12 protein-coding genes are annotated in these 12,628 nt (G+C 70.2%); 3 read left to right on the top strand and 9 right to left on the bottom strand.

Going from position 1 to position 12,628, the window contains the following annotated elements; genetic code table 11:
* Positions 1 to 67 precede the first annotated feature (67 nt).
* The 5 genes from VM306_RS27205 to VM306_RS27185 form a co-directional block, all read right to left on the bottom strand.
* Complete coding sequence (locus VM306_RS27205; RefSeq protein WP_325520091.1) at positions 68 to 925, bottom strand: hypothetical protein; 858 nt, start codon at positions 923 to 925, stop codon at positions 68 to 70.
* A 49-nt stretch (positions 926 to 974) separates the two neighbouring features.
* Positions 975 to 1,766, bottom strand: coding sequence for a carbohydrate ABC transporter permease (locus tag VM306_RS27200; RefSeq protein WP_325520089.1), 792 nt, complete (start codon positions 1,764 to 1,766; stop codon positions 975 to 977).
* Positions 1,763 to 2,614 (bottom strand): sugar ABC transporter permease, encoded by an 852-nt coding sequence (locus VM306_RS27195; RefSeq protein ID WP_325520087.1) that lies wholly within the window; start codon positions 2,612 to 2,614, stop codon positions 1,763 to 1,765. Before VM306_RS27195 ends, VM306_RS27200 begins: the two co-directional genes overlap by 4 nt.
* Positions 2,615 to 2,744: 130 nt before the next feature.
* The gene (locus VM306_RS27190; protein ID WP_325520085.1) at positions 2,745 to 4,013 is read right to left on the bottom strand and encodes a sugar ABC transporter substrate-binding protein; all 1,269 of its coding nucleotides are present in this window, start codon (positions 4,011 to 4,013) and stop codon (positions 2,745 to 2,747) included.
* Between the two features lie 68 nt (positions 4,014 to 4,081).
* Positions 4,082 to 5,995: a glycoside hydrolase family 127 protein gene (locus VM306_RS27185; protein WP_325520083.1), complete on the bottom strand. Its 1,914-nt coding sequence runs from the start codon at positions 5,993 to 5,995 to the stop codon at positions 4,082 to 4,084.
* Between the two features lie 167 nt (positions 5,996 to 6,162).
* Between VM306_RS27185 and VM306_RS27180 the strand changes: the two genes are divergently transcribed.
* The 3 genes from VM306_RS27180 to VM306_RS27170 all read left to right on the top strand — a co-directional run bounded on the left by VM306_RS27180 (position 6,163) and on the right by VM306_RS27170 (position 10,665).
* Complete coding sequence (locus tag VM306_RS27180) at positions 6,163 to 7,188, top strand: LacI family DNA-binding transcriptional regulator (protein WP_325520081.1); 1,026 nt, start codon at positions 6,163 to 6,165, stop codon at positions 7,186 to 7,188.
* Positions 7,189 to 7,257: 69 nt separating this feature from the next.
* Positions 7,258 to 9,993 carry an AfsR/SARP family transcriptional regulator gene (locus VM306_RS27175; RefSeq protein ID WP_325520079.1) on the top strand — a complete coding sequence of 912 codons (2,736 nt, stop codon included), beginning with the start codon at positions 7,258 to 7,260 and terminating at the stop codon, positions 9,991 to 9,993.
* Positions 9,994 to 10,200: 207 nt separating this feature from the next.
* Complete coding sequence (locus VM306_RS27170) at positions 10,201 to 10,665, top strand: hypothetical protein (RefSeq protein WP_325520077.1); 465 nt, start codon at positions 10,201 to 10,203, stop codon at positions 10,663 to 10,665.
* Positions 10,666 to 10,670: 5 nt separating this feature from the next.
* Here VM306_RS27170 and VM306_RS27165 read toward each other — a convergent pair whose 3' ends face one another.
* The 4 genes from VM306_RS27165 to VM306_RS27150 all read right to left on the bottom strand — a co-directional run.
* Positions 10,671 to 10,994 carry a hypothetical protein gene (locus tag VM306_RS27165; protein WP_325520075.1) on the bottom strand — a complete coding sequence of 108 codons (324 nt, stop codon included), beginning with the start codon at positions 10,992 to 10,994 and terminating at the stop codon, positions 10,671 to 10,673.
* Positions 10,991 to 11,425 carry a hypothetical protein gene (locus VM306_RS27160; RefSeq protein ID WP_325520073.1) on the bottom strand — a complete coding sequence of 145 codons (435 nt, stop codon included), beginning with the start codon at positions 11,423 to 11,425 and terminating at the stop codon, positions 10,991 to 10,993. Before VM306_RS27160 ends, VM306_RS27165 begins: the two co-directional genes overlap by 4 nt.
* Before the next feature lie 52 nt (positions 11,426 to 11,477).
* The gene (locus VM306_RS27155; RefSeq protein ID WP_325520071.1) at positions 11,478 to 12,143 is read right to left on the bottom strand and encodes a hypothetical protein; all 666 of its coding nucleotides are present in this window, start codon (positions 12,141 to 12,143) and stop codon (positions 11,478 to 11,480) included.
* A gap of 6 nt (positions 12,144 to 12,149) precedes the next feature.
* On the bottom strand, positions 12,150 to 12,628 hold a 479-nt coding region (locus VM306_RS27150), incomplete at its 5' end, for a hypothetical protein (protein ID WP_325520069.1).

Raw genomic sequence — 12,628 nt, 5'->3', positions numbered from 1 at the left:
TGCACAGGAATGCGGTGAGGAGGAGAAACCGGCGCCCCGGTGCAGGGTTCGGGGCGCCGGCGTCGTGTCAGCGGCCGTAACGGCTCTTCAGGTGCCGCCACCAGTCGCGGAACATCCAGGCGTCGAACTCGGTGATCCGCGGCGAGCTGCCCGCCTTCATGATGAAGCCCGGCACACCGCTGGGCGTCCAGTCGTAGAAGTCGTCCAGGCCGAACGTGTGCCCGATCTCGTGCAGCAGGATCGTCACGTCGGGGTTGCCGAGGTTGTCGACGAAGTACTCGCTGCCCATCCGCTGGCCCCAGTCGCCGCCCGCGCCGCCGCCCATCCCGGCGGTCAGCCACAGCGACTGGTCGTAGTGCCGGGCCACCCCGCCGGGGCAGTTGCGGTACTGGCCGTCGCGGACGAAGAACCGGCCGCACGGCTCGGCGCACTGCGGCGCGTTCTCCCGGATATTGTTGACGTAGACGTCCACCGAGTTGTCGCTCCACTGCAGCTGCGCGCGGTCGCGCACCGCCCAGCCGACGACCTTGATCGGCACCTGCGCGTAGGGCCAGTTGTTGTGCCCCACCACCAGGTCCATCCACTTCTGATACTGCTCGGCGAGCTTCGTGTGGATGCGGTCGCGCAGCGCCGCGCTCACCGGCGCCGGCGAGTCCCACCGCACGCAGAAGTTCAGGTACCCACCGTTGGCGAACACCTGGTCCCAGCCGTAGTTGCGGAACCCGTACAGGTCGCCGTAGGTGCTCTCCTGGTGCGACCACACCTGGTTCAGCGGGGTGACCAGGTGGGACGGCGGGCTCCAGGTCGCCGGGTTGGCGGCGGCCGTGACGTCGCGCGCCTGCTCGGCCTGTGCGACGCCCGTGACGCTCACCGCCAGCGCGAGGGCCAGCGTGCCGAGCAGCGTTCTCATCCACGATCGTGACATGACGATCTTCCTTCCGGTTGCCGGACGGAGCAGCGTCGGCCCGGTGGGTTCAGCCCTTCACGGCACCTGAGGTGAACCCGCGGACGTAACTGCGTTGCATGGCGGCGAAGAGCACGAGGCAGGGCACTGCCATGAACACCACCCCCGCCTCGAGCGCGGCGTAGTCGATCGACCCGTGGCTCGCGGTCCGCAGGTTGACCACGGCGAGGGTGGTGGTGAACTTGTCGGTCGAGTTCAGCAGGATCAGCGGCGCGAAGAACTCGCTCCACGACGTCAGGAACGCGAACAGGCCCACGGTGACCAGACCCGGCCGCACGGCGGGCAGCATGATCCGGACGAGCGTGCCGAGGCTGGTGCAGCCGTCGACCCTGGCCGACTCCTCCAGCTCCACCGGCACGGCCTCGAACGAGTTGCGCATCATGAACACCGAGAACGGCAGCTGGAACGTGATGAGCACCAGGCTCAGCCCGACCAGCGAGTCCTCCAGCCCCAGCCGGCCCAGCAGCACGTACAGGGCGATCAGGATCGTCGCGTACGGCACCATCAGGATCGCCAGGGTGAGCAGGAACAGCAGGTCGCGGCCGGGGAACCGGAACCGGCCGAACGCGTAGCCGCCCAGCGTGGCGACGATTAGCGTGCCGCCCACCGTGAGCGCGCTGACGACCACGCTGTTGAGCACGTGCTCCAGCCGCACGCCGTTGGCGGAGGTGAACAGCCGGTCGTAGTTCTCCAGCCCGAACCCGGTGTCCGTGCGGACCGACGCGAACCCGGCCCAGACGAGGGGGAACAGGAACAGGATCGCGAGCGCCGTGCCGGTGACGTAGTAGCCCCGCGTCTTCACGACGACCTCCGGCGCAGCACGCGGAACTGGATGGCGCTGAACACCACGAGCACCACCAGCAGCACGACCGAGATGCCCGCTGCCGAGCCGAGGTCGAGCCGGATGAACGCCTCCCGGTAGATCACCATCACCAGCGAGGTGGTGCTGTTGTCCGGCCCGCCGCGGGTGAGGATCCAGAACTGGTCGAACGCCAGCAACGACCCGGTCGTCGTCATGGTGAGCACCAGTGCGATCGTCGGCCGCATCAGCGGCAGTGTGATGCCACGGAACGTCTGCCACCGGTTCGCGCCGTCCACCCGCGCGGCCTCGTAGATGTCCGGCGGGATCGCGTGCAGGCCGGTCAGCAGGATCAGCATGCTGAACCCGGCGAACCGCCACAGCACCAGCACCACCGCGGACCCGAGCGCGGAGTCCGGGCTGCCACCGGTCCACGACACGTACCCGTCGACCAGCCCCAGCCACGACAGCAGGCCGGTCACCGGCCCGATCTCGTCGCTGAGCAGGCCCAGGAACAGCAGTGACGCGCTGGCGAAACCGACGGCCGTCGGCAGGAAGAAGGCGGTGCGGAAGAAGCCGACGCCGGGCCGCCGGTGCTGCACCAGCAGCGCGAGTCCGAACGCGACCACGAACAGCAGCACCGTGATGATCACCGTGTACTTGACCGTGAACCAGGCCGCCGAGCGCAGCAGCTCGTCCTCGGCGATGCCGCTGTAGTTGGCCGGAGCGTTGAACTTCGCCTTGCCCAGCAACGGCCAGCGGTGCAGGGACATCCACGCCACGAGGCCGAGCGGCACCAGGAAGAACAGCACGACCATCACCGCGGTCGGCGCGGCGTACGCGGCGCCCACGAGGGCGCGCAGCCGTCGTCCGCTCCTCGCGGGCCGTGGCTCCCGCCGTGGTGGAGGTGTTCGCGTGCGCGGTGTCGACGTCGTTCCTGGTGGTGCCGTGGTCGTGGACATCCGAGCCTCCGGTGGCTGGTCAGCCCTGCTGGAGCGACTTGGTGATGGCGGTGTTGCCGTCGGCCAGGGCCCTGCCCGCGTCACCGAACAGCGCGCCCCGGACGGTCTGCGACCACGGGCTCTGCGGGTCGTTGAACGAGACGTTGAAGTTGCGCGCGTACGGCGTGCGCCCCTTGGCCACCAGGCCGTTGATCAGCACCGTGCGCGGGTCGGCGGAGGAGTACCTGTTGTCCGCCAGGTCCGTGCGGGTCGGCACGCCCTTGTTCTTGGCGACGACCTCGACCTGCGCCTCGTCCGACGTGGTCCAGGACAGGAAGTCCCACGCCTGCTCGACCTTCTCCGTGGTCGCGCCGATGCCGAGCGCGTCACCGCCGACGAAGGTGGACTCACCGCCGGTGAGCCCGCTGATCGGGGCCACGCCCAGCTTCAAACCCTTTCGCTCCAGCGCGTCCAGCCAGACCGAGGGTGCGGGCGCGATGCCGATGTTCCCGCTCTGCAACGCGCCCAGCCAGGTGGGACCGGCCTCGTCCTTCGACGCGGGCGCGGCCACGCCCTGCTCGTACAGCTCGCGGTAGAGGGCGAACACGTCGGCCATCGCCGGGGAGTCGACCCGCGCCTGCTCGCCCCCGGGGTCGAGCACGTCGCCGTTCGCCGCCCACACCGACGGCCACAGGGTGAACTCGACGCACCCACCGCAGTTGCCGCCGAAGTACGTGCCGTTGACGTCACCGCCGAGCCGGTCGACCGCGCGGGCGTGGTCGGCGAACTCGCGCAGGGTGCGCGGGGCTCGTTCCGGGTCGAGACCGGCCTTGGCGTACAGGTCCTTGTCGTAGAGCAGCACGGACAGGTCGATCGTGTGAGGCAACGCGAAGTTCGCGTCTTCCCACGTGCCCGCCTTCAGGTGGGAGGGCGCGAGGCCGTCCTTCACCGGGAGCGCGGCCAGCCGGTCGGTGATGTCGGCCCACAACCCCTGGGAGGCGTACTGGGGCGCGAACACGACGTCGGCCGCGAACAGGTCGGGCAGCGACTTCGCGCCCGCCGCCGAGGCGAGCTTGGCCGGGTACTCCTCGTTCGGGTATGCGGTCACCTCCACCTTGTCGCGGTGGGTGGCGTTGTAGGCGTCGGCGTAGGCCTTGGACGCCGACTCGGTCGCGGCACGGGTCCACAGCGTCAGCACCACGCCGTCGTCCGCGCCCGCCGCGTTCCGCGGCTCCTGACCTCCGCAGGCCGCCAGCACCAGTGCACCCGCCGCCAGGACGGAGGCAACACGAAGCCCTCTGGTTCTCACCGGTCTCTCCTTTGAGCACGGTCCGGGTGTACCGGGTGCCGATCAGGTGATCGGGCCGGGTGGGGGGATCAGGTGGTGGGCAGCCAGACCCGCATGGTCGACGGGCCGCGGCGGGCCCAGCGGTGGTAGGGCACGAGGGTGAGCGGGGTGGCCGGGCGGGGGTCGGCGGTGGCCGCACCCGGCGGACCGTAGGGCCACCCGTCCTGGCCGGGTGCGTCGAAGCGGGCGTGGACCTCGACGCCCGTCTCCACGTCGACCGGCGGCACGGTGTCGTCCACGCGCAGGCTGTCGAGGTCGTCGTCACCGAGGGCCTCGGCGCAGTACACCAGGGGCCCGCGTTCCACGGACACGCAGCCGCGCGTCGCGTCGATCCTCGGGTCGGGCGCGGTGAAACGGGGACGCGTGGGCAGTTCCAGCCGGATCTCCTCGCCGACCGCGAACGCCCGGTACACCATGATGTCGCCCACGGGCACCCGGCGGCGTCCATGCGTGGTGACGAGTTCCGCGCCCGCCGCCCACTGCGGCACGCGCAGGGTGATCGACCACGGCTGGTCGTCCGTCTTGGTCACGCGCACGGTCACCGCCCCGTCGTCCGGCAAGCCGGTGCGCACCCGCAACCCCACTTCGCGGCCGTCGTCCAGGTGGGTGGAGATCTCCGAGTCGACGTACTGGTGCAGCCGCAGTCCCGTGTCGTCGGCCGTGACGAGGTAGCACGAGAGGCCGGCCAGCAGGCGTGCCGCGTTCGGCAGGCAGCACGACACCTCGAACCACGGCGCCCTCGCCCCGCCGCCGAACCCCAGCCGCTCCTCGTCCTGCGGCACCGCGGCGGTGGGCGTGCGCTGGTGCAGGGTGTGGGCGTAGAAGAACGACCGGCCGTCGTCGCCGATCGCGGTCGCGACGACGTTGTAGAGGATCCGCTCGACCACCTCGTCGTACCGGCCGTCGCCGGTGGCCAGCAGCAGCCGCCAGGCCAGCATGATCGCGGCCACGCCTGCGCACGTCTCGGAGTACGCGCGGTCCGCGGGCAGCACGAAGTCGTCCCCGAACGCCTCGTCGGTGTGCCGCGAGCCCATGCCGCCGGTGATGTACGTGCGCCGCGCCCACGTCCGGTCGAACTGGGCGGCGACGGCCCGGAGCAGGTCGTCGTCACCGGTCTCCACGGCGACGTCCACCGCGCCGGCGGCCAGGTACAGCGCGCGCACGGCGTGCCCGTGCAGCACGGCGGACTGCCGCACCGGCTGGTCGTCGCTGAAGTACGACCAGCCGAAGTGGTGGCGCGGCAACGTCCGGTGGCCACGGCGTTCGACGAACAGGGCCGCCTGGTCGAGGTAGCGCCGCTCGCCCGTCAGGCGGAAGAGCTCCACCAGGCCCAGCTCGATCTCCGGGTGTCCGCAGACGCCCTGCGTGCCGCCGGGGCCGAACGCCTCGCAGACGTGGTCGGCGGCGCGCCGGGCCACCGCCAGCAACGGGTCCGCGCCACCGCCCGTGCGGGCCTGTGCGACGGCGGCTTGCAGCAGGTGCCCGGTGCAGTAGAGCTCGTGGCCCCACAGCATGTCGCTGTACCGGGCCCGTTGACCCGCGCGGCCGAAGGCGGTGTGCAGATAGCCGTCCGCCGTCTGGGCCGCGGCGATCGCGGTCGCCAGCTCCGCGATCTCCGCCTTCAGCGCGTCGGGTGCTCCCGCTCCCCTGCCGGCTTCCCAGGACATGGCCTCCAGCAGCTTGTAGACCTCGGAGTCGGTGAACTCCCGGCCGCGGCGGTCGGCCGTGGCGGCGTCCTGCGCGGTGAAGGCGCCGGTCCAGCCCAGCCGGTCCATCCACGACCGGGCGTGCGGGATGGTCCGGGCGGCGTTGACGTCCTGGCGCTCCCGCCAGAAACCACCCGTGATCCGGACCTCGTCCTGGCCCAGCGGGCGCAGCTTCCCCCGCGACGGGACGACGGGACGACCCCCGACGGCAGTGGTGTCCGGCGACGTCACTGTCATCCCAGCCTCCCGCGGTTCGCTGTCCTGTCCAGCACTGTGGCAGCGGAAAACCTTTTCGGCAATGGCCCTTGTGGCGCCCTCCGGACATCGCGCACCATGACGGTTCACGACTCTGAAATGCGCTTATGATCGATGCGACGTTCGATAAAATTTTCGAAAGGTTATCGATGGGCAGACGGCGGTCCGACGCGGTGACCCTCAGCGACGTGGCGCGGCTGGCCGGCGTCTCGATCTCCACCGTGTCCAAGGCCATCAACGACCAAGCGCAGGTCGCGCCCGCGACGAGGGAGCGCGTGCTGCGTGCCGCCGCCGAGCTGTCGTTCAAGCCCAACGCCCTGGCCCAGGGCCTGATCTCGGGGCGGACGCGCACCGTCGGGCTGCTCACCGACGAGCTGGGCGGCCGGTTCGCCATGCCGATCCTGCTGGGCGTGGAGAACGCGCTGGCCAACGAGCAGATGTCGGTGCTGCTGTGCGACGCGCGCGGTGACGCGATCCGGCGCAGGCACTACATCAGCACGCTGCTGGCCAGGCAGGTCGACGGGTTCATCGTCCTGGGCGACGACAACGACATCCGGCCGTCGCTGACCCGCGACATCCCGGTGCCGGTCGTCTACGCCTACTGCGAGTCCAGCGACCCCGGCGACCTGTCGGTGACAGCGGATGACGAAGGCGGCGCCCGTTTGGCCGTCGAGCACCTGGTGTCGTTGCAGCGCAGGCGGATCGGCCACATCACCGGCCCTCAGACCTATCGCGCCGCACGGGACCGCGTGACCGCGTTGCACCGGGTGCTGGCCGAGCACGGGCTGGACCTGGCGGGCGGCGCACCGCTGTACGGCGAGTGGTCGCAGCGCTGGGGCAGGCACGCGGCCGGGATGCTGCTGGTCACCGATCCCGAGGTGGACGCGGTGTTCTGCGGCAACGACCAGATCGCGACGGGTGTCGTGGACACGCTGTCACGGATGGGCAAGCGGATACCGGAGGACGTGGCGATCGTCGGCTACGACAACTGGGTGGAGTTCGCCGCCGACTGCCGGCCGCCGCTGACCACTGTGGACCTCGACCTGGAGCGGCTGGGCACGACGGCGGCGCGGCACCTGTTGGACGCCTTGGACGGGCGCCGACCTTCCGGTGTGATCCGCCAGTCGTGCCGCCTGGTCGTGCGCGAGTCGACCTCCGCCCCCGGCCACTCCTGACCCGGTCGTGCCGGGCAAGGTGTCGGCAACAGTTCGACAGATCGTGAACCGGCTGGTTAGTTCGGTTCCATGCCGGTGGAGTTCCGCGTGCTCGGCGACGTCGAGGTGCTCGTCGACGGTCGGAGCGTCGACGTCGGGCCCGCGCGGCAGCGGTGCGTGCTGGTGGCGCTGCTCCACGACGCCGGACAGCCGGTCGCGGTGGAGCGGATCCTGAGCCGGGTGTGGGGAGAGCACCTGCCGCGTCGCGGCAAGAAAGTGATGTACGGCTACCTCTCACGGCTGCGCCAGGCACTCGCGGCAGCAGGTGACGTGACGGTCGTCAAGGAACGCGCGGGGTACGTGCTCACCGCCGATCCCGCCGCGGTCGACCTCCACCGCTTCCGGCGGCTGGTCGCCGAAGCGGGGACGGCGGACGACGACCAGGCGGCCCGGTCGCTCACCCGTGCGCTCGCGCTGTGGCGGGGCAAGCCGTTCGAAGGGCTGACCACGCCGTGGCTGGAGGAGCTGCGCGCCACCCTCGAAACCGAGCGGTTCGCCGCGGTGCTGGACCGCAACGACGTGGCGATACGGCTCGGCAGGCAGGACGACGTGCTGGGAGAGATGTTCCGCGAAGCCGCGGCACACCCGCTGGACGAACGGCTCGCGGGTCAGGTGGTCCTGGCGCTGCACAGGTCGGGCCGCCACGCTGACGCCGACCGGCATCACGCCGAGCTGAGCCGCAGGCTGGCCGAGCTCGGGGCCGAACCGAGCCCGGTCGTCCGGGAGCGGCACGAGCTCTCGCCCGCCGCGCCGCGACGGCGGCCCGACCAGCCGGCGCCACGGCAGCTCCTCGCGCACTCGCCGTTCTTCGTCGGGCGCGAGGGGGAGCTGGACGTGCTCAACGACCTGCTGCGCCTGCATCGGCCACTCGTGGCGATCAGCGGCGCCGCCGGGGTGGGCAAGACGACGCTGGCCATGCACTGGGCACACACCGTGCAGGAGTCCTTTCCCGACGGTCAGCTCTACGTCAACCTGCGGGGATTCGAGCACGCCGGGTCCGCCGTGTCACCGGCGGAGGTGTTGCGGTCGCTGCTCACCACGCTGGGTGTGCCGCCCGATCGTGCTCCGTCGGACATCGACGCGATGGCAGCCGCATACCGCGGTCTCTTGAGCTCACGGCGATTCCTGGTGGTGCTGGACAACGCGCGGGACGTGCGGCAGATCCGCCCGTTGCTGCCGGGCGCCGGCACCTCGATGGTGGTAGTGACCAGCCGCAACCACCTCATGGGTCTCGTCGCCGGGGACGGCGCACACCTGGTCACCCTGCGCCAGATGGACCGCCGCGAGGCCCGCGCGCTGATCGAACGTCACCTCGGCCGCGACCGGGTGGAGGCGGAACCCCAGGCGGTCGACGAGCTCATCGCGGGTGCGGGATTTCTTCCCCTCGCACTCGCGGTGCTCGCCGCCAGAGCCTCGCTGAACCCCGCCTTCTCCCTGAAGGCGCTGGCGGGCGAGCTGGACAGCGAACAGTCGCGTTTGGACACCCTGGACGACGACGACCCGAAGACCAGCGTGAGGGCCGCGATCTCGTTGTCCTGTCAGCATCTCGGTCCCACGGCCGCACAGGTGTTCCGCCTGCTCGGCGTTCACCCGGGCCCTGACGTCACCGCCGTGGCGACGGCGAGCCTGGCCGGACTGTCCCGCGAGGAGGCAGAAGTCGCGCTGGACGAGCTGGCGCGCGTGCACCTGGCCGAGGAACACCAGCCGGGCCGGTTCGTCTTCCACGACCTGGTGCGCGTGTACGCCGCGGAGCGGTTCCGGTTGGACGCCCTGGTGCCGGCGAGGAAGGACGCAGTGCGCCGCCTTCTGGACCACTACGTGCACACGGCGTTCTCCGGGGCAATGGTGTTGCGTCCCATGAGAGACCGCATCGACGTGGGTACTCCGGCGCCGGGAGCTCGTCCTGAACCGCTGAGCGACTACCAGGCCGCGTGGCGGTGGTTCGAAGACGAGATCGCGGTGCTGCGCCAACTCCTCCCCCTTGCCGCCTCGGAAGGCTTCGACCAGCACGTGTGGCAGCTCGCCTGGACAACCGCGGACTTCCTGGACCGCCAGGGCAGGTGGCACGACTGGGTCGAGATCGGCACGTCCGCACTCGCGGCCGGCACGAGACTGGCCGACCAGCGCGCGCTCACGAGTGCGCACCGCGGGCTCGGCCAGGCGTTCATCATGCTGCGTTCCTTCGCCAAGGCGCGGGCGCACCTCACGTCGGCGCTGGAACTCGGTGACACTCCCGTCGACAAGGCGGGCATCCATCGCGACCTCGCCCTGATGGCCGATGCGCAGGGCGGCTACGCCGAGGCACTGGACCACGGCCAACACGCGCTGGAGATCTATCGGGAGTGCGGTCACCGCGCGGGCGAGGCCGCCGCGCTGAACCAGGTCGGCTGGTACCTCTGCCAGCTGGGCAGCCACCGCCACGCGCTGACGATGTGCCAGGAGGCGCTCGAGCGACACCGCGCGGTCGGTGACTGGACAGGCGAAGCGGTCACGTGGGACAGCCTCGGCTTCATCCACCACCGCATGGGCGCGAACGCCCGTGCGATCGAGTGCTACCAAAGGGCACTCGCGCTGTACCGGGAACTCGGAGACGTGTTCGAGAACGCCGCGACCCTCACCCGCCTTGCCGACGCACACCTGGCGGAAGGCGACACCTCCGCGGCGCGAGACGCCCTGCGCGGCGCGGCGGCCCTGCTCGACGACCTGAGTCATCCTGACGCCAGAGGCGTTCGCGCGCGACTCGCCGCCTTGGTCACGGGCGCCTAGCGGCGTCGAGCAGCCACGGAACGTCTGCGAATGCCCGGGTTCGGCACGAGAGAACAGGTATGTCCAGTTGACGTTCAACGCGGCTCAGCAGGCTGGCGCACGTCAGCAGCGAGTGGTCCCCGAATCGCCGGACCGCTCCGGTCGATCGAATCCAGGAGACGCCCCATGCGTGCGCAATCCTCTGCTCACAGCTTCTTCGCCGCTTCGGTGGCGAAGCCGTTGATCGTGCTGGCGGCACTCATCGCCGCCTTCGTGGTCGCCCTGGGTGCGGCGTCCGCCGCGCCCGCCGAGACTGCGGGCTGGAGCACCTCGGCCAAGCCCGTCACGGACACGTCGAACCAGTTCAGCAGCAACGACGTCGAAGGCATCGGCACCAACGCTGTCTTCAGCTGCAACTACTTCAGCCGCTCCCCGTACTACGTCATCGATTTCACCTGCAACGTCACGAAAGGCGTGATCCAGCTCTACGTCAACTGCAGCGACGGACGCCAGATCCTCAGCGGCATCGTGCGCGCGGTAGGCACCTACAACCCAGGGCCATCTGCGGCCCGCCCGCGCAGCTGGTCAACTTCGGTGCCAACCAGCTCGCCTGAACCGGCCCTCTCCGCCGAGTGCCCCGTGGTTCGCGACCGCGGGGCACTCGGCGGAACGAGGTCCTCAGCACAGCGGTGAGCGGGTCACTGGAAGATCTCCGCCAGGAGATCGTCGGTGGCCGGGGCGTAGGTGATCAGCTGATCGGGCTCTGTCACCCCTGGCCGGCTGAGGTGGGCTCGTTCGCTTGTCTCGGTTCCCGGTGTCACGTAGACCGGGTTGGTGCCGCCCACGAGCGCGTCCGGGTAGTCCAGCGGGACCGCGTCGCCGGAGCCGGGGGTGCTGATGTTGGGGTCGTCGGCGATCGCCGGGGTGTCGAGCGTGGTCTCGACGACGTCGTAGTGGTAGTAGGCGGCCTGCAGCCACCGGTGTCGCTGAGCGGCTTCGAACTGGCGCACGGTGATGTTCATAGACAGTTCCAGACGAACAGGAGGTTTCCGGCCGGCACGGTGGTGCGGCACAGGTCGGCTACCTGGCGCAGCCACGAGCTCAGCGCGGCGGGGTCGCGGCCGGTCAGTTCCGGGGAGCCCTGCCAGTCCGCGGCCAGCTGGTCGAGGCTCCGGTCGTCGATCGACGGCAGGAACCGCACGACCCGCTCGCTGAGGGTGGTGATCACCGGGGCCGCGTACAGGTCCGGGTCGTCCGAGGGGGACGTGGCCGCGGTGTCCAGGGCGGCCTCGAAGGGAACGCCGGAGAGCAGCACGTCCAGCGACGCGAGCGCTACCGGATCCAGTCCCCTGGCTCGCACCGCGCGGTAGCCGAAGGTCGTCGGGTCGGGGAAGCCCGCTGCGCGGTAGCCGGGCAGGGTCTCGGGTCCGGCGCTGAACACATCGGTGATCATCGTGCTCCTGCGTGGCGCGTGACGGACATGGGAGAAAGCCTACTCAGGTGGGTCATTCGGCGATGCCCAGATCGCGCAGCTCCCGGAACGCGTCGAGGATCTCCCGGAAGCTCTTGGACCGCTTCGGTGCCGCCAGCACGCTCGTCTCGTACGGGGCTTCGGCGGCTCGTTCGGCGTAGATCTGCGCGTAGACGGACAACGTGTCGATGTCCGCCGCTGCGGCCGCTGCCCGGTGGACGAGGAACTGGGTTTCCGGGTCGCGTTTCACGAGATGTCCGGGAACGTCCCAGATCTCGACGTCGCTGAACTCGGCCTCGGTGATGTCCAGCGCCCAGTCGACGCCTTCGTACAGTTTCGCGGCCGCGGGGGCCAGTACCGCGCGTGAGTCGTCCTCGACCGCCGCGGAGAACCGGACGGCGCCGACCTTGCCGCGGAGAACGACGTGCGTGCAGACGCAGGCTTCGAACTCGATGGACTTGGGGTGGCTCAGGGTGTCGACCGTGACGTCTTCGAACCGGACGCCGTACAGCTCGACGTTGCCCGCCTTGCACTTGCGCAGGGTGACGTTGCGGACCACCAGCTCGTAGGCCGGGTCGTCGGCCGGCTGCATGATCACTCCGCCGACGAACGAGCACCGCTCGAAGTCGAGGTCCGCGATCGTCGCCGACGACTCGATGATCTTGCCGTACTCGAGCTCTTCCTTGACGTGGTTTCGCATCGGGACCTACCGGAAGATGTCGTCGAGCTTGGATTTCGGTACCGAGGGGTACGTCAGTATCTGGTCCGGGTGACTGTAGTACGGCCGGTTCATGTGCGTGCGCATCGATGACGCACTGCCGCCGGTGACGTCCACGTTGTGCTTGCCGCCGACCTGGAAGTCCGGCACCGCCTTGCCGGGTTTGTTCGCCCCCAGGTGGGTGATGTTCGTGTCCGAGCGCACGCGGCGGGCGACGTCCTTCTCGATTTCCGTGCCCACGTACTGCGACCGCCGCCACGGAGTCTCCTTGCCCCTGGCGATCTGGCCGGGCGTGAGTCCGCGGCGGATGTCAGCCGCCGAGCGGTTGGAGGACGCGTTCACGGCGTTCTTGAGCTTGTCGTAGCTCGCCTTGTCCTTGGCGCTGAGCTTGTTGGCCCACGCCCCCGGTACCGGCTTGGGCTTGGGGGTCTTCTTCGCCGCCGACTTCGCGGCGGTACCGGCAGGCC

Origin of the sequence: Lentzea sp., assembly GCF_035525475.1 — a bacterium.
Taxonomy (GTDB): Bacteria; Actinomycetota; Actinomycetes; order Mycobacteriales; family Pseudonocardiaceae; genus Lentzea.
This window is presented reverse-complemented; position numbering and strand designations above follow the sequence as displayed.

Bases quoted from the DNA above. Each gene is read 5' to 3' on its own strand.
- VM306_RS27205 (WP_325520091.1), bottom strand. From the start codon at position 925: ATGTCACGATCGTGGATGAGAACGCTGCTCGGCACGCTGGCCCTCGCG.
- VM306_RS27185 (WP_325520083.1), bottom strand. From the start codon at position 5,995: ATGACAGTGACGTCGCCGGACACCACTGCCGTCGGGGGTCGTCCCGTC.
- VM306_RS27180 (WP_325520081.1), top strand. From the start codon at position 6,163: ATGGGCAGACGGCGGTCCGACGCGGTGACCCTCAGCGACGTGGCGCGG.
- VM306_RS27175 (WP_325520079.1), top strand. From the start codon at position 7,258: ATGCCGGTGGAGTTCCGCGTGCTCGGCGACGTCGAGGTGCTCGTCGAC.
- VM306_RS27165 (WP_325520075.1), bottom strand. From the start codon at position 10,994: ATGAACATCACCGTGCGCCAGTTCGAAGCCGCTCAGCGACACCGGTGG.
- VM306_RS27160 (WP_325520073.1), bottom strand. From the start codon at position 11,425: ATGATCACCGATGTGTTCAGCGCCGGACCCGAGACCCTGCCCGGCTAC.
- VM306_RS27155 (WP_325520071.1), bottom strand. From the start codon at position 12,143: ATGCGAAACCACGTCAAGGAAGAGCTCGAGTACGGCAAGATCATCGAG.